The sequence below is a fragment of the Pelagimonas phthalicica genome, assembly GCF_004364805.1.
In the GTDB taxonomy this organism is placed as follows: domain Bacteria; phylum Pseudomonadota; class Alphaproteobacteria; order Rhodobacterales; family Rhodobacteraceae; genus Pelagimonas; species Pelagimonas phthalicica.
In genome coordinates this window covers 141,895-161,219 of the sequence record NZ_SOAP01000001.1, presented here as the reverse complement: position 1 = coordinate 161,219, position 19,325 = coordinate 141,895, and the positions used below count along the sequence as shown (strand labels likewise).

17 protein-coding genes are annotated in these 19,325 nt (G+C 60.0%); 16 read left to right on the top strand and 1 reads right to left on the bottom strand.

Annotated elements, in window-relative coordinates; all coding sequences use genetic code 11:
* Positions 1 to 108: 108 nt before the first annotated feature.
* A complete protein-coding gene (locus CLV87_RS00770; RefSeq protein WP_099244240.1) occupies positions 109 to 657 on the bottom strand; it encodes a helix-turn-helix domain-containing protein in 549 nt (182 codons plus the stop codon).
* A 103-nt stretch (positions 658 to 760) separates the two neighbouring features.
* Here CLV87_RS00770 and CLV87_RS00765 point away from each other — a divergent pair, with 103 nt between their 5' ends.
* The 16 genes from CLV87_RS00765 (at position 761) to ftsZ (ending at position 18,755) form a co-directional block, all read left to right on the top strand.
* Positions 761 to 1,483, top strand: a complete 723-nt coding sequence (locus CLV87_RS00765) for an AzlC family ABC transporter permease (RefSeq protein ID WP_166652714.1) — start codon at positions 761 to 763, stop codon at positions 1,481 to 1,483.
* Positions 1,476 to 1,772 carry an AzlD family protein gene (locus tag CLV87_RS00760; RefSeq protein WP_099244243.1) on the top strand — a complete coding sequence of 99 codons (297 nt, stop codon included), beginning with the start codon at positions 1,476 to 1,478 and terminating at the stop codon, positions 1,770 to 1,772. Before CLV87_RS00765 ends, CLV87_RS00760 begins: the two co-directional genes overlap by 8 nt.
* A 129-nt stretch (positions 1,773 to 1,901) precedes the next feature.
* Positions 1,902 to 3,068 (top strand): putative lipid II flippase FtsW, encoded by a 1,167-nt coding sequence (ftsW, locus tag CLV87_RS00755; protein ID WP_099244245.1) that lies wholly within the window; start codon positions 1,902 to 1,904, stop codon positions 3,066 to 3,068.
* 357 nt (positions 3,069 to 3,425) lie between these two features.
* Entirely contained in the window at positions 3,426 to 4,553 is a 1,128-nt protein-coding gene (locus CLV87_RS00750) for a UDP-N-acetylglucosamine--N-acetylmuramyl-(pentapeptide) pyrophosphoryl-undecaprenol N-acetylglucosamine transferase (RefSeq protein WP_099244247.1), read from the top strand.
* 57 nt (positions 4,554 to 4,610) lie between these two features.
* Positions 4,611 to 6,008 carry a UDP-N-acetylmuramate--L-alanine ligase gene (gene murC / locus CLV87_RS00745; protein ID WP_099244941.1) on the top strand — a complete coding sequence of 466 codons (1,398 nt, stop codon included), beginning with the start codon at positions 4,611 to 4,613 and terminating at the stop codon, positions 6,006 to 6,008.
* Between the two features lie 294 nt (positions 6,009 to 6,302).
* On the top strand, positions 6,303 to 7,490 hold the full coding sequence (locus CLV87_RS00740; RefSeq protein ID WP_099244248.1) for an APC family permease: 1,188 nt from the start codon (positions 6,303 to 6,305) through the stop codon (positions 7,488 to 7,490).
* Between the two features lie 42 nt (positions 7,491 to 7,532).
* A complete protein-coding gene (locus CLV87_RS00735; protein ID WP_099244250.1) occupies positions 7,533 to 7,763 on the top strand; it encodes a hypothetical protein in 231 nt (76 codons plus the stop codon).
* Positions 7,764 to 7,865: 102 nt separating this feature from the next.
* The gene (locus tag CLV87_RS00730) at positions 7,866 to 8,126 is read left to right on the top strand and encodes a DUF2484 family protein (protein ID WP_099244943.1); all 261 of its coding nucleotides are present in this window, start codon (positions 7,866 to 7,868) and stop codon (positions 8,124 to 8,126) included.
* A 124-nt stretch (positions 8,127 to 8,250) separates the two neighbouring features.
* Positions 8,251 to 8,517: a hypothetical protein gene (locus tag CLV87_RS00725; protein ID WP_099244252.1), complete on the top strand. Its 267-nt coding sequence runs from the start codon at positions 8,251 to 8,253 to the stop codon at positions 8,515 to 8,517.
* 56 nt (positions 8,518 to 8,573) lie between these two features.
* The gene (locus CLV87_RS23730; RefSeq protein ID WP_166652635.1) at positions 8,574 to 10,154 is read left to right on the top strand and encodes a hypothetical protein; all 1,581 of its coding nucleotides are present in this window, start codon (positions 8,574 to 8,576) and stop codon (positions 10,152 to 10,154) included.
* Between the two features lie 105 nt (positions 10,155 to 10,259).
* On the top strand, positions 10,260 to 11,183 hold the full coding sequence (gene murB, locus CLV87_RS00715) for a UDP-N-acetylmuramate dehydrogenase (protein WP_099244256.1): 924 nt from the start codon (positions 10,260 to 10,262) through the stop codon (positions 11,181 to 11,183).
* 453 nt (positions 11,184 to 11,636) lie between these two features.
* The gene (locus CLV87_RS00710; protein WP_099244945.1) at positions 11,637 to 12,527 is read left to right on the top strand and encodes a cell division protein FtsQ/DivIB; all 891 of its coding nucleotides are present in this window, start codon (positions 11,637 to 11,639) and stop codon (positions 12,525 to 12,527) included.
* 22 nt (positions 12,528 to 12,549) lie between these two features.
* Positions 12,550 to 13,878, top strand: a complete 1,329-nt coding sequence (gene ftsA, locus CLV87_RS00705) for a cell division protein FtsA (protein WP_099244258.1) — start codon at positions 12,550 to 12,552, stop codon at positions 13,876 to 13,878.
* Between the two features lie 390 nt (positions 13,879 to 14,268).
* Positions 14,269 to 15,237: a calcium-binding protein gene (locus tag CLV87_RS00700; RefSeq protein ID WP_099244260.1), complete on the top strand. Its 969-nt coding sequence runs from the start codon at positions 14,269 to 14,271 to the stop codon at positions 15,235 to 15,237.
* A gap of 86 nt (positions 15,238 to 15,323) precedes the next feature.
* Positions 15,324 to 16,340 carry a calcium-binding protein gene (locus tag CLV87_RS00695; RefSeq protein WP_166652634.1) on the top strand — a complete coding sequence of 339 codons (1,017 nt, stop codon included), beginning with the start codon at positions 15,324 to 15,326 and terminating at the stop codon, positions 16,338 to 16,340.
* Between the two features lie 771 nt (positions 16,341 to 17,111).
* Positions 17,112 to 18,755, top strand: coding sequence for a cell division protein FtsZ (gene ftsZ / locus CLV87_RS00690; RefSeq protein WP_099244268.1), 1,644 nt, complete (start codon positions 17,112 to 17,114; stop codon positions 18,753 to 18,755).
* Positions 18,756 to 19,325: the final 570 nt, after the last annotated feature.

Genomic DNA, 19,325 nt, shown 5'->3' with positions numbered 1-19,325 from the left:
TCACCAAAACGCTAGAAAAATCGCCGACCCGGCGGGCGGGACGGCGATCACGCGGCGGCCTAAAGGCCTTGATTCCGCGTGAAGAAAATCCGGCAAGACTGCAGGCTCCTACCGCGGAAACTCCATCGCCAAAAACAACACCGCCTCCGCGCTGATCGCTTCATAGATATGGGCGACATCGCCGGGAAAGCGGAAATAATCCCCGGGGCCCAGCTCTTCGGGCGCGTCCTTGGGCCCGACCCGCGCGCGCCCGCTGGCCACCAGCACATGCTCCATCGTGCCCTGGGGATGGGCGGCGGCGTCACGGGTCATACCAGCCACCAGATCAAAGCGATAAAGATCCCGGCGGCTGCCCGGCGGGCCGTTGGACAAAAGCACAGCCTTAAGATCCGTGCCCTCAGAGCTGATCGGTGTGCCCTCACCAGCGCGCACCAAAGTCAGCTCCGGCGGCGCGGTATCGAACAGAAAACCAAAAGGCACATCCAGCGCGCTGGCAATCGCCCATAGTGTTTCAATGCTCGGATTGCCTTGCCCGGCTTCCAGTTGCGACAGGGTGGATTTCGCCAGCCCGGCGCGTTCGGCCAGGGCCGACAGGCTCAGCCCCGCCTTGCTGCGTTCGCGCTTGAGCGCGCGGGCGATGAGTGTGATTGGCGTCATGGGCCCCTCGAAGCTGTTTCGTTCGTTTTAATGTCCGTTGTTCGCCTTGACAAACGCTATGTGCGCGTTCATCTAAATGGACAACGTTCGATATGAGGTTGAGATGGCCGATATAGCCGCCCCCCAAAGCAGCATCCAAGGCGACATCCGCGCCGGGTTGCGCGATGTGTCTCCGGTGCTGGGGGCCATTGTGCCTTTTGCGGCGGTGTTTGGCACCGTGGCCACGGAAAAGGGGCTGTCCATGGCCGAGGTTCTGCTGGCTTCGGCCACGATCTATGCCGGGGCCTCGCAATTCGTAATGATCGAGCTGATGGGGCAGGAGGTGCCGATCTGGTCGATCGTTCTGGCGGTTTTTGCGGTGAACTTCCGCCATGTGCTCTATTCCGCATCGATTGGGCGGCATATGGGGGCATTTGGCACCGGGCAAAAGATCCTGGCCTTTCACATGCTGGTTGACCCGCAATTTGCTGCATCCGAGGCGCGGGCGCAAAAGCAGGGGCTGCGGCCTGCCTATTATTTTGCCTATGCCTTTGCGCTATATTTCGTCTGGCTTGGGGCCAATACGCTGGGCATTTTCTTTGGGGCGCTGATCGAAAATCCCGATGCCTGGGGCTTTGATTTTCTCCTGCCGCTCTACTTCCTCGGCCTTGTTATGGGTTTCAAAGGGCGCAGCCAGTTCTGGCTGATCCTGATCGTCAGCGCGGCGGCGGCCATTGTGGTGCATCGCACCCTTGGCAGCCCCTGGCATATCACCCTGGGCGGCGGCGTTGGCATGTTGGTCGCGGCGGTTCTCAGCAAGCCGAAAGAGGATCAAGACCATGAATGAAACCATTGTTATCATTCTGCTTTGCGCCATGGCGACCTATCTGACGCGCGCCGGTGGGCATTTGATCATGCTGCAATTCGGCAAGGTCCATCACCGGGTCGAAGCGGCGCTGTCCGCCGTGCCCGTCGCCATTCTGACCGCGCTTGTTGCCCCGTCGGCGTTTAGCGGTGGCTTGCCGGGTGTTGTGGCCATGCTGGTCACCGGCCTGATTTGTCTGCGTGGCTCCTTGCTGATTGCTGTCGCCGCGGGCGTTGCCACCTTGCTGGCCTTACGGGCCATGGGGATGTGAGCGCCGCAGCCGCCCCCGGGCAATACTGCCATTAACGTTAAAATTCTGGCCAAGAGCCGCGTAAACGGCTAACCTGTCGCAAAGCGATCCCGAAAAATCGGGACGATGAGGCAGAGTAGCGGTGATCTCATGACAGAGATGGTGTATGGCACGGCCCCCGTGCGTGATGTGGAACCTGTGTTGCCCAAATGGTGGCGCACGGTGGATAAGTGGACGCTCAGCTGTATCCTGATGCTGTTTGGCATGGGGATCCTGCTGGGGCTGGCGGCCTCTCCGCCCTTGGCGGAACGCAACGGATTAACCCCGTTCTACTATGTGCAGCGACAGGCGTTTTTTGGCGGGCTGGCCATGGTGGTGATGTTCCTCACCTCGATGATGAGCCCGCTTTTGGTTCGCCGACTGGCTGTGCTGGGGTTTCTCGCGGCCTTTGTGGCGCTGGCCTTGCTGCCGGTTCTGGGCACGGATTTTGGCAAAGGTGCGGTGCGCTGGTACTCGCTGGGCATTGCCTCGATCCAGCCCTCGGAGTTCCTGAAACCGACCTTTGTGATCATGGCCGCCTGGCTCATGGCCTCGGGGCTGGAGCTTGGAGGGCCTCCGGGCCGCACCTATAGCTTTATCCTCATGGTTACCATCGTGCTGATGCTGGCCCTTCAGCCCGACTTTGGTCAGGCCTCGCTGATCCTGTTTGGCTGGGGCGTGATGTGGTTTGTTGGCGGTGCGCCGATGATCCTTTTGCTGGGGCTGGCCGGGCTTGTGGTTCTGGGGGGTATGTTCGCCTATGGGGCCTCTGATCACTTTGCCCGCCGCATTGACGGCTTTCTCAACCCAGATGTCGATCCGACCACACAGCTGGGCTATGCCACCAATGCGATCCGCGAGGGCGGGTTCTTTGGCGTTGGTGTGGGCGAGGGTACCGTGAAATGGTCGCTGCCCGATGCCCATACGGATTTCATCATCGCCGTGGCCGCCGAGGAATACGGGCTGGTCATGGTGCTGGCGGTGATCGCGCTTTATGCCACCATCGTGGTGCGCTCGCTTGTGCGCTTGATGCGCGAACGCGACCCGTTCATCCGCTTTGCGGGAACCGGGCTCGCGGCGATGTTTGGTGTGCAGGCGATGATCAATATGGGCGTTGCCGTGCGGCTTTTGCCGGCCAAGGGCATGACGCTGCCTTTTGTGAGCTATGGCGGGTCCTCTTTGATTGCAGGCGGCATCGCCGTGGGGATGTTGCTGGCCTTTACCCGCTCGCGGCCGCAGGGCGAGATTGGCGATATCCTGCGCGGGCGCACACGATGAGCCATGGTGGGGTGAAACCCCACCCTACGGACTATTGTGGGGCAGAGAAACGAACAAGCGGAGCGAGGACCCTTCAGGGTCTTCACCGGATCGCTTGCGATCCGGTTCGCGCCCGACCCCGCCCCCCAGGGCGGGCGCGAATGACGAGATGGCCGAATTCTTTGGACCCTTATGCAGTTTTTGACGCCTCACCATCTAGCTTAAGCCCGCCCTCGGTGTCGGGCGCGAACCTCTGTTTCAATGATATCATGATCGTAGAGCAAAACTGGCGAGGATCGGCGCAGGATCTAGCGATGTGATTGCCCCGATGGGGTCTATACGGTATCTGACCCGAAATCCGGGTGTGGAGTTGGTAGGATGGCAGAGAGCAAGCCTTTATTGGTGATGGCCGCAGGCGGCACAGGCGGGCATATGTTTCCGGCCCAGGCCTTGGCCGAACGCATGCTTGCCCATGGCTGGCGGGTCAAATTGTCGACCGATGCGCGCGGGGCGCGCTACACCCAGGCCTTTCCCGAAGGTGTCGAAATCGAGGAAGTTTCCAGCGCCACTTTCGCGCGAGGTGGCTTCGCGGCCAAGGCCTTGGTACCGTTTCGTATTCTGGGTGGCGTGGTCTCGACCCTGTTCAAGTTCCGCAAGGATCGGCCGGATGTGGTGATCGGCTTTGGCGGCTATCCCTCCATCCCTGCGCTGTCCGCCGCCTGGCTGCTGAAACTGCCGCGCATGATCCATGAACAAAATGGCGTGCTTGGCCGCGTGAACGAGATCTTTGCCAGCCGCGTCGATCTGATCGCCTGCGGCACCTGGCCAACCACCTTGCCCGAGGATGTCCAAGGCGTGCATGTGGGCAACCCGGTGCGCGCCTCGGTCAAAGAACGCGCCGGAGCGGGCTATATCGCCCCCGGTCCGTACCCGATGTCGGTTCTGGTGATCGGCGGCTCGCAAGGGGCGCGCATCCTGTCGGATATGGTGCCGCCCGCAATTGCCGCCCTGCCTTTGGACGTGTTGGGCAATCTCCGCGTCAGCCACCAGGCCCGCGACGAGGATGGCGAGCGCGTCAGCACCTATTACGCGGAACACGGTGTCAGCGCCGATGTGCAGCCGTTTTTCCACGATGTTCCCGCCCGGATGAGCGAGGCGCAGCTGGTGATCTCGCGCTCCGGTGCCTCCAGCGTGGCCGATATCAGCGTGATCGGTCGACCCTCGATCCTGATCCCGCTCAAGATTGCCACCGGCGACCATCAAACCGTGAATGCCCAAGGCCTGGTCGATGCCGGGGCCGCCATTCGCATGCCGGAAAGCAAGCTGACCATCGAAAGCCTGAGCGAGGCGATCCTTCAGGTCCTGACCAATGAGCAGGGCTCGATCAAGATGGCCAATGCGGCGCTGTCAGTCTCCAAACCCGACGCAGCGGAAGAGCTGGGAACCCTGGTCGAGCAATTGGCGGCGGGGCAGGGGCCGCAAAAGAATAGTGAAACGCGTGAATAAAGATAATAAAGGCGGGGCAGAGCCATGAAAGATCTGGAATTTGAACGGAGCGCAGCCATGACAGGGGCAACCAAACTTCCCGGTGATGTCGGGCCGATCCATTTTGTCGGCATTGGCGGTATCGGCATGTCGGGCATCGCCGAAGTGCTGCTCAATCACGGTTATGTGGTGCAGGGCTCGGACCTGAAGGAAAGCAAGATCACCAAACGGCTTGCGGATCTCGGCGCGCATATCTTTGTTGGCCAAAAGGCGGAAAACCTTGAGGCGGCCGAGGTCGTGGTGATTTCCTCGGCGATCAAACCGGGCAATCCGGAACTGGACGAAGCCCGCCGCCGTGGTCTGCCCGTGGTGCGCCGCGCCGAAATGCTGGCCGAGCTGATGCGCCTGAAATCCAATGTCGCGGTGGCTGGCACCCATGGCAAAACCACCACCACCACCATGGTGGCCACCCTGCTGGATGCGGGTCAGTTCGACCCGACCGTGGTCAATGGTGGCATCATCCACGCCTATGGTTCCAATGCTCGCATGGGCGAGGGCGAATGGATGGTGGTCGAGGCGGATGAAAGCGACGGCACCTTTAACCGCCTTCCAGCCACCGTCGCCATCGTTACCAATATCGACCCCGAACATATGGAACATTGGGGCAGCATCGAGAATCTGCGCGACGGATTCTATCAATTTGTCTCCAACATCCCCTTTTACGGGTTGGCCGTCTGCTGCATCGACCACCCCGAGGTTCAGGCTCTGGTCGGTCGCGTGTCCGACCGCCGCGTTGTGACCTATGGCTTTAACGCCCAGGCCGATGTGCGCGCGGTGAACCTGACTTACAAGGCAGGCGTGGCGCATTTTGATGTGGTGTTCCAATCCGAAGACATGGTGATCGAAGGCTGCACTCTGCCCATGCCCGGCGATCACAACGTTTCTAACGCTTTGTCCGCCGTGGCCGTGGCCCGTCATCTCGGCATGAGCGGCGATGAAATCCGCGAGGCCCTGGCGAATTTCGGCGGCGTCAATCGTCGGTTCACCAAGGTGGGCGAAGTGGATGGGGTGACCATCATCGACGATTACGGCCACCACCCGGTCGAAATCGCCGCCGTTCTCAAGGCCGCACGTCAGGCCTGTGACGGCCGTGTGATTGCGGTGCATCAGCCACATCGCTATTCCCGCCTGCACCACCATTTCGAAGAGTTCTGCTCTTGCTTTAACGATGCAGATGTCGTGGCTATCGCCGAGGTCTTTGCCGCCGGTGAGGAGCCGATCGAAGGCGCAAGCCGCGATGATCTGGTCGCAGGTCTGGTGCGCCACGGACACCGCCATGCCCGCGCGCTGATCAGCGAAGAAGATCTGGAACGGCTGGTGCGCGAACAGGCGCAACCCGGTGATATGGTGGTCTGCCTTGGCGCCGGGACAATCTCGGCCTGGGCCAACGCCCTGCCAGCCCGCCTGCAAAACTGAAAAACATAGGTTGGCGACCCCGCCCTCGCAGGTCGCCCACCCACCCACCCCGACCCGCTCGGGCGGGGAGGCGCATGACCCTAAAGCTAGGTTAACCGCCCCCAGGTTTCTTTGGGCCCAAAATATCCCGAGGGAGTCTGCCTTGGCAGACGGGGGCAGCGCCCCCAACCCGCCCTCCGTCAACACATCAACCGTCCAAGCCCCGCCTTACCACCACCGCAGAACCTTGCGTTGCATCAAGGCAAGATCCCTCAAGACCCGCCAAAATCTCTCCGCAAACAGGGGAGAGCACTCATGGCTGACCATCTCAAACGCCGCATCGGATTGCCCTTGCTCATCGCCTATGGCGTTGGCGTCATGGTGGGGGCGGGGATCTATGTGCTTGTCGGCGCCGTCGCTGGCGCTGCCGGCCATTTTGCCCCTTATGCCTTCCTTCTCGCTGGGTTGATCGCCGCCCCGACCGCGCTGTCCTATGCAGAGTTTTCCACCCGTATTCCCGAAGCTGCGGGCGAGGCCGCCTATATCGGCAAGGGTTTTGGCTCCGAAGCCTTGGCCGTTCTCGTCGGGCTGGCCATTGTGCTGGCCGGAACGGTCTCGGCGGCGGCCGTGTTGCGCGGCGGCGCGGGCTATCTCATTGGCATTGCTGATGTGCCGCTGATCTGGGCTGCCATTGCCATGGGCCTCTTGCTCACCGGCGTCGCTGTGATCGGCGTGATGGAGAGCCTCAGCCTGGCCGCGCTCTTCACAGCCATCGAAGTCATTGGCCTGATCCTCGTGGTCTGGGCCGGGGCAACCACCGATCCAACGCCCGCCCAAATCACTGAAACCGCTGTTCCTTGGGCCGAGGTCGCACCCGGGATCGGGGCAGGGGCCATGCTCGCCTTCTTTGCCTTTATCGGCTTTGAGGACATCGTCAACATGGCCGAGGAAACCCGCGACCCGACGTTTACCATGCCCCGCGCCATCCTGATCTCTCTGGTGATCACCTCCAGCCTCTATGCGCTTGTGGTCTGGGCCGCTTTGCGCGCCGTGCCGCCCGAAGCCTTGGCCGGCTCGGATCAACCGTTGGCCCTGGTTTGGGCGTCGGCCACTGGCGGCGATGCGCGCTTTCTCTCCGCCATTGCGGTTTTTGCTGCCCTGAATGGCGTGCTCGCTCAAATCGTCATGGCCAGCCGCGTGCTCTTTGGCCTGGGCAAGCGCAGCCCGGCTCTGGCCCTGTTCCACCATGTCCATCCGCGCTTTGGCACCCCGGCGCTGGCCTCGACCCTGATCGGCCTGGCCGTTATCCTCGGCGCGATCCTTCTGCCCGTCGCCACATTGGCCGAGACCACTTCAGCCGTACTCCTGGCGGTCTTTGTCCTGGTCAATGCCGCGCTTATCGCGGTCAAACGCCGAGGCGAACCTGGCCCCTTTACCGTACCACTCTTTGTGCCCGTTCTCGGGCTGGTCCTGTCCGCGATCGCCTTGATTGCAGCTTTCTAAAGACGCACATTGACACAAAGCGCCCCAAGGAAAGGCCCGCCCATGTTCTACACCCTCGCCATCGCGCTCGTTTCGGGTTTTGTGATCTGCCTCGTGGTCGGGCGCGTTCTGGGCGCCCTCACCAGCGCCGCCTGCCTGCTCTGCGGCTCCATCGCCGCCTACCTCATGGGGGCAAGCACACTGCTCGCCATCCTAACCGCGCTTTGCTTTGCCATTGGTGCGGCTTTGGGCTGGATGTTCGGCACCACCTGGCGCAAGCGCAGCGGGTCCTGACGCCATATAGAGACAGGCCCCAGCTAACCCCCATCAAATCCCTTGCAAAATGCGCGCAGCTGAGGCATGTTCAAAGCGCCTTGGGGGGCAGCGGAGACGGGTATGACATTCTCATTGATCCTCGCATGCCTCTGGCTGGTGGCAGCCAATGTGCTTGCCATGATCCCTTCCAAAGACAATCATTGGGCGCGCGCCTATGGGCTGATCGCCGTTGGCATCCCCTTGCTGGGCTATGTCACCTATGAAAACGGCCCCTGGATCGGCCTCCTGGCCCTGGCCGCGGGGATGAGCATTCTGCGCTGGCCGGTGCGCTATCTTTTTGCCTGGATCAAGCGGCAATTCTCGCGCCCCGATACAAACTGACGCAAACCTCGCCCAAAGCATCCATTCATCACCGCACATCATCCCTGCGTGAATGTCGGGGATTCCTGACTGGCGTTAACCAGGATTGAACCCCATCTTGTTAAGGGTAATCGGGGGATTGCTCATGCTGATGATAATACCTTTTGCTGCTTTTCTGATTGGCCTCTTGCTGGGCTATCTGCCCTTGCGCTCCTGTTACGGAGAGGTCACCTGGGCCTTCACCGCCTCCCTCATCGGCTTTGGCGCATGGCTGCTGTTCAAAGAACTCACAGTGCCCGGCCTGGATGGCGTCATGTACACGCTGCTAGGCCTCTTCGTCGTGACCCCCAGCCTCATCGCCACCCTGATCGGAGCAGCCCTGGCCCATCTCCGCCCCCGCGAAATGTGCTGACCACGCGCCCCTTTTGACGCTTGCCAGCATCAGTATTGCAAGGCATCTTGCCCGCGATGGTAGAGATTAAAGACATTAAAGACCGCGAGAGCCTTGTGGCTTGGCTGAACGCGCTTCCTCGGGAGACGGAGGAAGAGCAAGCCACCGCCCGCGGCATCGCCGTCTCCATCACCTTCCGCACCGCCGCGCGGGCCTTGCCCTACTGGTGGGACTATTCGCTGACCTCTGAAAACGCGCGTAAACTTGATTTGACAGCCTTGCCTGTTCTGCGCAGCCTGTTGATATCCCCGGTTGCCGCTTTTGTACCAACCGAGGATATCAGAAAAGCCTCCTTCTTAGCCGCCGCCTTCGCCTCCGACGCCGCCAGATCCGCCTCCGCGTCCAGAGCCGCCTCCGCCGCCGCCTCGGCCGCTAGAGCCTCCTCCGACGCTGCCTCCGTCGCCGCCTTCGCCTCCTCCGACGCTGCCTCCGCCGCCGCCGCCGACGCTGCCAGAGCCATCGCCGCCAGCGCCACCGCCGCCATTTGGGAGAATATCCGCATCGATGCAAAGGCCTTTTGGCAGGCCTTCCAGGATGAAACCAAATCAAAGCAGGTCTTTTCCTTACCGCTTTGGCAGGGTGATCCACCAAACGAAGAGCTTTGGACCAAAGTCCAAAACACCCTGCGCGAAACCGGTCAGGAGAAAGACTGGGCTTTCTGGATCGACTGGTACAACCGCCTGCTTACCGGCACTGCCCTTGCCCCCGACCACCCAATGATGGTCGAAATCGCCTTGCTGCCGAATGAGATTTGGCAAGATGAACCAGCAGCGCTGAAACGCATCAATGAGATTTGGCAGTCGCACCTCTCTGACGGTCTTAGCCGTGAGGAAATCCATTATGATCCAGAAAGGGATAATTTTGCTTCCAAAGCACCTGACGCAGAATACCCAGACCGGTTAGAGTTCGCTGTTCAGCGCCTTACTGAGATACGTGGTCTTGTCGAAGTATCGGGGAACCTTGGCGGCGCGCTACGCGGTGAAATGTTCCTCATTTCAAACGCGGTTGATCAACACAAAGACAACGCTGCCATGGTCTGGAACAACGCCCGTTCGGCTTTGTCCTTGCTCCAAGGCAATATCGCCTCGGGCGGTTGCCCAAATGATCGACAAGAACCCGTTGTCGGTCTGGTCGAAACCGCCTTGGTTGAAGTCACGAGCAGTCTCAGACATGAACCCGCCGTCCAAAAGGTTATTGACGCTCCAGTCACCGAGGCCGACGCGCCAGATACGCAATCCCAAGAGGTGCTCAACCTCGCAGCCTATGCGGTGGCAGAGGTCATGGAGCCGGAACTGGCTGCCGAAACCAAAGAGGCCGCTGAACTGATGACCCAACCGGGGCAGTCCAAAGCCATGCGGGCTTGGGCGGCAACCCGCGTTGCAGGTCGCATCATGGGTGTTTGGCTGGCCGCGCGGTATCAAAACCTGAAATCTGCGCGCGATGAAACCGTGGAATGGGTTGAGCAAAGCAACAAAGCAGTGGGTGGCGTCGCTTCGATTGCCGCCAAAAGCGCCGTGGCCGGGGCCGCCGTCACGGGGGTCCTTTATTCCGACAAAATCGCTGCTGCGGTTCAGGCAATTCTGAAGCTGGCGTTTTAAGTAACGAGCCCTGAGCGATGATTGGCCCGCTAAACCACCCCCCCCGTTGATCCTCCCCCGCACATCCCGTAAACCCGATCCAAAATAAGCGGTGGTGGCAGAGCAATGGAATTTCCGACAACACGTGGGCGTTTGACGCCCAACCGTCCCTTGAACGATCTCACCTGGTTGCGGGTTGGCGGGCCGGCGGATGCTTTGTTTCAGCCGGCGGATCTGGATGATCTCAAGGATTTTCTAAAATCCTTATCCCCCGAGATTGCCGTCTTTCCCATGGGGGTTGGCTCCAACCTGATCGTGCGTGATGGCGGTATCCGTGCGGTGGTGATCCGCATGGGGCGGGGCTTTAACGATGTGACCATCGAGGGCAATCGCGTCACCGCCGGGGTGGCCGCACTCGACAGTATCGTGGCGCGCAAGGCCGCCGCTGCGGGCGTTGACCTCACCTTCCTGCGCACCATTCCTGGCGCCATCGGCGGGGCGGTGCGGATGAACGCGGGCTGCTATGGCTCTTATGTGGCGGATCACTTCGTCTCAGCACAGGCCATCACCCGCGCAGGTGAAGAGGTCACGCTGAAGGCCGACGACCTCAACTTCCAATACCGCCAAACCGATCTGCCCGAGGGCTGGGTCATCACCCAGGCGACCTTTGAGGGCCCCACAGGCGACCCCGAAGAGCTTGAGGCGCGGATGGAAGCGCAGCTGGCCAAGCGCGACGAGACCCAACCGACCAAAGACCGCACCGCAGGCAGCACCTTTCGCAATCCCGCCGGGTTCTCCAGCACCGGCAAGGCCGATGACACCCACGAGCTCAAGGCCTGGAAGGTCATCGATGACGCCGGGATGCGCGGGGCCACCATTGGCGGCGCGCAGATGAGCCCGAAACATTCCAACTTCCTCGTCAATACAGGTGATGCAACCGCGCATGACCTTGAATCCCTTGGCGAAGAGGTGCGAAAAAAGGTTTTCCAAAACAGCCAAATAGAGCTAGTATGGGAAATCATGCGGGTTGGTGAACCGGCGCAGGATTAAGGGGCAGGCGCCATACGGCACAGACCCTAAGATAAAAATCGACGCGTTGAGTTAACCAAATCGTAACGACCAAGCCGCCAAAGTTGCGATATTACGCGGCAGATGGCGCGAAAATACAGTGGCGCAAGCCGCGAAAACAAAGTGGCGCACGTCGCAAAATATAGTGGCGCAAGTCGCAAGAATAAGGTGGCACAAGCCGCCAATCAAACGGCCACAGGCAGGCCGGAAACAAGAACAAGGGGACAAGCCCGCAAAGGGATAAACCCCAGGTAAAGAGGCGTTTGGGATGTCGAGCAGGACACTCCCGAAAGCAGCGGTGTTAATAGGTGATCCTGGCGTTTTGCGCGCAAGGACTCTGTTATCCGGGCAGGAATGCACGGCTGCTTTGAGGGGCAAAAACTATTGTCATGGAATGCGGGCCGCATGCGGTCTGCACAGGTCGGAGGGCAGCTCATGCAGCAGGTAAGCCCGCCAAACTCGCCACGTGCGCGCAAGCGCAAATTGGCCAGCCATGACCCGGCCCCCTCCCGTCTGAAATACCGGATTGAACGGCTCAAACTGACGCCAGGCTTTCGTTTTGCCACCCGGGTCTTGCTGCCCTGTGCGCTTGGCTTTGGCGCGGTTTCGCTCTGGTTCGCTGCCGAGGAAAACCGCAACGCCTTCAATCAGATGATCGTCGATATGCGCGAAACGGTCGAAAGCCGCCCTGAATTTCAGGTCAAGCTGATGGCGGTAGATGGAGCCTCTGCGGGCGTGGCCGAACAGATCCGCGCTGCGCTGCCGATCGATTTCCCGGTCAGCTCCTTTGATCTGGACCTGGGCAAGATGCATGAGACCGTGGTCAATATGCATGCGGTGAAAACTGCTCAGATCCGGGTGCGCGAAGGCAATATCCTGCAAATCCAGATCGAAGAACGTGTCCCCGCCGTCTTGCGCCGTGGGGATCGTGGGCTTGAGTTGCTCGATGACACCGGCGCGCTGGTTGGCCCGGCGCAGACCCGCTCGGATCACGTGATGCTGCCGGTTATTGCTGGCGACGGGGCCCATGACGCGGTGCCCGAGGCGTTGGAGCTTTATAAGGTAACTGGCCCTTTGCGATCCCGCCTGCGCGGTTTTGAACGCATGGGCGCGCGGCGCTGGGATGTCGTGCTGGATCAGGGCCAGCGTATCATGCTGCCCGAAGATAATGCGGTGCGCGCCTTTGAGCGCACCATCGCCATGGACCAGGCCATTCAGATGTTGTCGCGCGACCTGATCGTCGTGGATCTGCGCCTGCCGCAGCGGCCGACCATCCGGATGGGCTCAGACGCAACAGAGGCCCTCTGGGCCGCAAAACAAGAATAATGCTGGTGGGGAAGTACAGGAAATGATCGAGCTTTATGAATCCCAACGGGCGATGCGCAATATGCGCAAGGCGGCGATGCAGCGGGGTGTTGTGGCCATTCTGGATGTGGGCAGCTCAAAAATCGCCTGCCTGGTGCTGCGCTTTGATGGCTCGGACCCGGCGGATGATGGGATTGGATCGCTGGCGGGGCAATCGGGCTTTCGCGTGATCGGTGCCGCGACCACCCGCTCGCGCGGCGTGAAATTCGGCGAAATCTCCAGCATGGGCGAGACCGAGCGCGCCATTCGCACCGCCGTACAGGCGGCGCAGAAAATGGCCGGGATCCGGGTGGATCACGTGATTGTCTGCTTTTCGGGCGCAGGTCCGCGCAGCTATGGGCTGGCGGGGCAGGTCGATGTCATGGGCGTTACCGTGGATGAACAGGATGTGGCCCGCGTGCTCAGCTCCTGTGATGTGCCTGATTTTGGCTTTGGCCGCGAAGTGCTGCACGCGCAGCCGGTGAATTTTGCATTGGATCACCGCTCGGGTCTCGATGATCCGCGTGGCCAGATCGGCAATGAGCTGGCGTGCGATATGCATATGCTGACCGTCGACGCGCAGGCGATCCAGAACATCGCCCATTGCGTCAAGCGTTGCGACCTTGAGCTGGCTGGTCTGGCCAGTTCCGCCTATGCGGCGGGGGTCTCGGCTCTGGTCGAGGATGAACAAGAGCTTGGCGCGGCCTGTATCGATATGGGCGGCGGCAGCACCGGCGTGTCGATCTTTATGAAGAAACACATGATCTTTGCTGATTCCGTGCGTATGGGCGGTGATCATGTGACGAGCGACATTTCCATGGGGCTGCAGGTGCCCACCGCCACGGCGGAACGGATCAAGACATTCTATGGCGGCGTTGTCGCCACCGGCATGGATGATCGCGAGATGATCGAAACCGGCGGCGAGACCGGCGATTGGGAACATGACCGCCGCACCGTGTCGCGCGCCGAGCTGATCGGCATCATGCGCCCTCGGGTCGAAGAGATCCTCGAAGAGGTGCGTGGCTGTCTTGATGCCGCAGGATTTGACCATCTGCCAAGCCAGCAAATCGTGCTGACCGGCGGGGCGAGCCAAATCCCCGGCCTTGACGGATTGGCCTCGCGCATCCTCGGCCACCAGGTCCGCCTTGGTCGCCCCCTGCGCGTGCATGGCTTACCCCAAGCGGCCACAGGTCCGGGCTTTGCAGGTGCCGTGGGCCTGTCTTTGTTCGCCGCCCATCCGCAGGACGAATGGTGGGATTTCGAGATTCCGGTCGACAAATACCCCGCCCGCAGCTTCAAACGCGCCGTGCAGTGGTTTAGGGATAATTGGTAACAGAATTTTCTCCGAAAAATTCCGTTACGGTGGGCAAAGAGGTCTTTTGCAAAGCAAAAGAGCCTCAGCCCACTCAGCGAGGCCCCAATCACCACGCCCCGAAAAATTCTGTTACGGTGGGCAAAGAGGTCTTTTGCAAAGCAAAAGAGCCTCAGCCCACTCAGTGAGGGCCCGATCCCAACGCTCCCAACTCCATAACGCCAAAAGCATCGCTTTCAGATTCCCCCAAATCGTGGCCGGGGGCCGAACTTCTACGCCCCCCAAATACTCACCAACCAAGGTCAGGCATTCCAGACCTTCCGGTTTTCCCCCATAGGGCAACCCCTGCGATCCCTCTAAACCTCCTGTAACGGGCGCGTTTTTGTCCAACAGTCTTCAGGAGATTTCTTCATGCCTTTCACTCTGCCCACCATTTCCTTTCCCTTCATCACTGGCAGCATTTTCAACGATACCTGGATCGGAGGCTCGGGCGGTGATCGTTACCGTGGGCTTGCGGGCAATGACCGGATTTTTGGGTTCGAGGGCAATGACACCCTGGAAGGCGACGAAGGCCGCGATACCATCGATGGCGGTTGGGGGCATGACCGGCTGGTTGGCGGCACCGGCGACAACCTGCTTTTGGGCGGCTATGGCGATGACACGATCATCGGCGGCTCCGACAATGACCTGATCTATGGTGATAGCAGCCAACTCCCCGGCAGCCCGGGTTTCATCAATCTGATCTGGTCCAGCAATGACCGCATCTTTGCCGGCGCCGGAGACGATACCGTCTTTGGCGAATATGGCGATGATGACATTTATCTTGGCGCGGGCGATGACGAAGCGCATGGCGGCTCCGGTGATGATTTCATCTTTGGTGACAATGGTGATGATCTGATTTTCGGTGACGCTGGCGCGGATGAGATCCAGGGTGGCCATGGCAATGACTCCCTTTATGGCGGTGCCGACCAGGATCTGGTCTTGGGCGGCGCGGGCCATGACCAGATCTTTGGTGGCCAAGGCAATGACAATCTGTCCGGCGGGGCAGGGGATGACACCCTGTTTGGTGGCCAAGGGCAGGATGTGATCGGCGGCTCCTTCGGCAATGACGATCTTTACGGGTCTGACAGCGGCGCAGGGGATGGGGTGGCTGACCGCTTTGTCTTTGAAACCGGCCATGGGGTGGATGCCGTGATGGATTACGAGGTCGGGCTGGACATGCTGGATCTTGTCGATGGGCAAAACGTGGCGGGCTACAGCGTCGGCACCTTTCTGTCCCCCAGCGGGGCCGTGCTATCGGGAATCGAGCTACATTTCGCAGGCGGCGATGCGATCATTGTCCAAGGCGTGTTTGATTACGACGATCTGACCTTTGTCTGAATAAGCGTTTGATCAAGGCCAACGCGCCGCCAATCCAGACCCCGTTCCATCCTCCATGAACCGCCCCCCTCAAAAAGGAAATGACCATGCCAAGCTCTTCTATTCTCTTTCCCCAATTCGGCCTGCAAATCGATTTCGACCATCCCGGTTTGCGCCACCCTTTCTTTGCCATCCAAGGCGATGACAGCGACAACTTGTGGAATGGCACGTCAACCGCAGAATATTACGTGGGCTGGGGTGGCCGCGATACCGTGTTTGCAGGCGATGGAGCCGACACGATTTGGGGCGGCAATGGCAATGATGTTGTCTATGGCGAAGGCGGTAATGACAGCATCATTGGCGGGGCAGGTCAGGATGCGCTTTATGGCGGAGCGGGGCGTGACAGCCTGTTTGGCGGCTCTGGCGATGATGACCTGTCCGGCGGCAATGGCCATGATTTCCTGGCGGGGCAGGATGGGGATGATGATCTAATAGACGGCTATGGTGATGACACCCTGATCGGAGGCTCGGGCGATGACAACATCTATGGCGAAGCCGGAGATGACAGTGTCGAAGCCGGCACTGGTCATGACAATATCTATGCCGGGATCGGCCATGACTTTGTCAGCGCAGGCTCAGGCGATGACTATGTCGATGCGGACAGTGGCAATGACACGGCTTATGGCAATGACGGTGCTGACCGGTTGTTTGGCTGGGATGGCAATGACGTTCTGGATGGCGGCAATGGCGCGGATTCCCTTGTCGGTGGCGCAGGTAATGACGGTCTCTCCGGTGGCCGCCATGCTGACACGTTAGAAGGCGGAGACGGGGCCGACACGCTGAATGGCGGCGGCGGCAATGACGACCTTTATGGCGGCAGCAATGATGGCGATGCCGATGTCTTTGTTTTTGCCTCCGGTCATGACACGGTGTTCGACTATGAGGTTGGTATCGACGAAATCCGCCTTGATGGCGGGCTCGCAACCTCTGCCTATAGCTGGTCGGTGGTCACAACCCTGTCAGCGGGTGGGGCGCATGTCAGCGGGATCGAGATTGATTTTGGTGGCGGCGATGTGCTGTTGATTGATGGTGTCAGCGATATCAGCGACATTACTTTTGTCTAGGCTCTGGTGACAAAACCCAGCCGCCACCGGCGCGTGTCAGATTTTGCTGCTGACAAGCTGATTTGACCGCGGCGATCTGGGTGATCAGAAGGGCAAATCAGGGCGGTCAGAAGCAAAATCTGCCGCGTCGCGTGCGATTTCGCCAAATTCAACCAGCATGTCGTTGTTTCCGCTTGCCAGGGAGCCACCCTAGCTGCACGAAAACGCCTACAGCGTTTTCAGTTTTGCTGAAACAAAGCATCAGTTTTCTGCGTTTGAGTTTCTGCGTTTGAGCCGCAGGCGAAAGGCAGCGAAAGCTGATCCAATGTAAACTGGAAGCGCTTTAGCGCTGACAAAATTTGGACTGAAACCGGTGGTGGCTGGGTTTTGTCAACAGAGCCTGATCACCTATCTGCGCTCAAAACCTTGTTTCACCGCTATATCTAGTTAGTCCCACAACTTTAGAGCGTGACAGGGCCTAAATTTTAGGCTACTCTTAACCAACCGCTCCAACCAAGAGATGCGGCATTGGATCGAGCAGATCCCATTCAAATCGAATCCTACGCAGCGCACCTCCTCCCGTGCGCCGCGCCTCTTGTCTTGTGCCTGGGTCATGGGTTTCCGCAAAATCTGGCGGTTTGGGCGAAATCCCGCGAAAACCTGCCAAAAACATGCCATATTTGGTATGAAATACGTGTTTTTTACGTGACGTGGCGCGCGCCAGCCGTTACTCTGGAACGAAACGGGCCGGAAAACAGGCCTGAAATCGGTCAAAGCACAGGCGGAAAGCGTATGACATTGAATCTCACCATGCCCGGTCAGGAAGAATTGAAGCCTCGTATCACGGTATTCGGCGTGGGCGGGGCTGGCGGCAACGCGGTCAACAACATGATCGACAAAAACCTCGAAGGGGTTGATTTTGTCGTGGCCAATACCGACGCCCAGGCCCTGCAGCAAAGCCATAGCCAGGCGCGCGTTCAACTGGGCGTGAAGGTCACCGAAGGTCTGGGGGCAGGGGCCCGCGCGACCGTTGGGGCGGCGGCTGCTGAGGAAAGCATTGAACAAATCGTCGACCATCTGGCCGGCGCGCATATGTGCTTTATCACCGCCGGGATGGGCGGTGGTACCGGCACCGGCGCAGCCCCGATCATCGCGCAAGCCGCGCGTGAACTGGGCGTTCTGACCGTTGGCGTCGTAACCAAGCCGTTCCAGTTTGAGGGCGGCAAGCGGATGAAACAAGCCGAGGCCGGTGTTGAGCAGCTGCAAAAGGTTGTCGACACGCTGATCATCATCCCGAACCAGAACCTGTTCCGTCTGGCCAATGAAAAAACCACCTTTACCGAGGCCTTCTCCCTTGCGGATGATGTGCTTTATCAAGGTGTTAAAGGCGTGACCGACCTGATGGTCCGCCCCGGCCTGATCAACCTCGACTTTGCCGATGTGCGCGCCGTGATGGACGAGATGGGCAAGGCGATGATGGGCACCGGCGAAGCCTCTGGCGAAGATCGCGCTATCCAGGCCGCCGAGAAGGCCATCGCCAACCCGCTGCTGGACGAAATCAGCCTCAAAGGTGCCAAAGGCGTGCTGATCAACATCACCGGCGGCTCCGACCTGACCCTGTTCGAACTCGACGAAGCGGCCAACCGCATTCGCGAAGAGGTCGATCAGGACGCCAATATCATCGTTGGTTCCACGCTGGATGATGGTCTGGACGGCATGATGCGCGTCTCCGTTGTTGCCACCGGCATCGACGCGATGGAAAGCCACGCGGAAACCCCGCTGCCGCGCCGTTCGCTGTCTCAGCCTGGTGCGACCAAGGCGGTTGACGCGCCTGCCGCAGCCCCGGTTGCAGCGCCTGAGCCTGTTGTTGCCGTCGCGCCAGAGCCTGCGCCGCAGCCAGAACCGGTTGTCGCACAGCACGCCGAACCTGAACCCTCGCTGTTCCAGAGCATCGACGCCGAGCGCGCCGCTGCCGAAGAGCAGATGGAAACCATCTTTGAGGAAGAAGAGCAGGTTCTGGACGATGACGGCCTGCCCCCCCCGGCCTACCAGCCACAAGTGGCCGAGTTCCGTCCGCAGCCCGACACCATCGAAGCCGATCCGCAGGATTTTGTTGCCCCTCGCGCGCCAAGCGCTGGCAATCCGAATGCCGACATGGTCGCCCGCGTCAAGGCCGCTGCAGCCCGTGGCCGCGAAGCACAAGCTGCGCCCGCGCCAGCTCCGGCGCCCGAAGCGGAAAAGCCACGTTTCAGCGTGAATTCTCTGATCGGTCGCATGACCGGCGGTGGTCAACAGGCCGCCCCCGAGGCCGCCCCGGCCCCGCGTCAGCAGCCTCCGGTTCAGGCACAGCGCCCCGCGCCAATGCCACAAGCCGAGGCCGAGCCAGAAGATGACCGCATCGAAATCCCGGCCTTCCTGCGTCGTCAGGCGAATTAAGCCAGACTAAGGTTGGAAACAGACAGCACCCTCGGTTTAGCCGGGGGTGTTTTGTTTTTGGGACTTCTTAAACATCAATATCAGAGGTTTCCAATCAGCGCGGAATCAAGGCCCTTGGGCCGCCGCGCTATCGCCGTCCCGCCCCCCGGGTCGGCGATTTTGCTAACGTCTGGGTGAACACAGATGATGGAAAGAGCTTGGCTGGTATAAAGTGGTAGAAACTCTGGTTGCATCGCCAACCCGCGGGCCGGCGAAAGCGCGGCTTGTCTAAATTCATAGAGTGCAGTTGCAATTATCCTGAAGCGTTTCGGGTTAAACCTGAAACGCCATTCGCTGCCGCTCGCCTTTGGCTCAAACGCGAGGCGCGATGCTCGTGTCTCAGGTAAAACCCGAAACGCTATAGTTGGATTCGCTTTTCACCTCCCTGCATCTGCGGGGGCGTTTTATGTCAGATGTTGAAATTTTTCTGTGAGTTATCGTTAACAATTGTCGGAAAATCCGACTTTCCGCCTGTGAGTAACCTTGTGGAAAGAATTTCAAACCAACGCGTTTTCAACACCTTACACCATG

Coding starts and splice junctions, on each gene's coding strand:
- CLV87_RS00770 (WP_099244240.1), bottom strand. CDS start 657: ATGACGCCAATCACACTCATCGCCCGCGCGCTCAAGCGCGAACGCAGC.
- CLV87_RS00765 (WP_166652714.1), top strand. CDS start 761: ATGGCCGATATAGCCGCCCCCCAAAGCAGCATCCAAGGCGACATCCGC.
- CLV87_RS00760 (WP_099244243.1), top strand. CDS start 1,476: ATGAATGAAACCATTGTTATCATTCTGCTTTGCGCCATGGCGACCTAT.
- ftsW (WP_099244245.1), top strand. CDS start 1,902: ATGACAGAGATGGTGTATGGCACGGCCCCCGTGCGTGATGTGGAACCT.
- CLV87_RS00750 (WP_099244247.1), top strand. CDS start 3,426: ATGGCAGAGAGCAAGCCTTTATTGGTGATGGCCGCAGGCGGCACAGGC.
- murC (WP_099244941.1), top strand. CDS start 4,611: ATGACAGGGGCAACCAAACTTCCCGGTGATGTCGGGCCGATCCATTTT.
- CLV87_RS00740 (WP_099244248.1), top strand. CDS start 6,303: ATGGCTGACCATCTCAAACGCCGCATCGGATTGCCCTTGCTCATCGCC.
- CLV87_RS00735 (WP_099244250.1), top strand. CDS start 7,533: ATGTTCTACACCCTCGCCATCGCGCTCGTTTCGGGTTTTGTGATCTGC.
- CLV87_RS00730 (WP_099244943.1), top strand. CDS start 7,866: ATGACATTCTCATTGATCCTCGCATGCCTCTGGCTGGTGGCAGCCAAT.
- CLV87_RS00725 (WP_099244252.1), top strand. CDS start 8,251: ATGCTGATGATAATACCTTTTGCTGCTTTTCTGATTGGCCTCTTGCTG.
- CLV87_RS23730 (WP_166652635.1), top strand. CDS start 8,574: ATGGTAGAGATTAAAGACATTAAAGACCGCGAGAGCCTTGTGGCTTGG.
- murB (WP_099244256.1), top strand. CDS start 10,260: ATGGAATTTCCGACAACACGTGGGCGTTTGACGCCCAACCGTCCCTTG.
- CLV87_RS00710 (WP_099244945.1), top strand. CDS start 11,637: ATGCAGCAGGTAAGCCCGCCAAACTCGCCACGTGCGCGCAAGCGCAAA.
- ftsA (WP_099244258.1), top strand. CDS start 12,550: ATGATCGAGCTTTATGAATCCCAACGGGCGATGCGCAATATGCGCAAG.
- CLV87_RS00700 (WP_099244260.1), top strand. CDS start 14,269: ATGCCTTTCACTCTGCCCACCATTTCCTTTCCCTTCATCACTGGCAGC.
- CLV87_RS00695 (WP_166652634.1), top strand. CDS start 15,324: ATGCCAAGCTCTTCTATTCTCTTTCCCCAATTCGGCCTGCAAATCGAT.
- ftsZ (WP_099244268.1), top strand. CDS start 17,112: ATGACATTGAATCTCACCATGCCCGGTCAGGAAGAATTGAAGCCTCGT.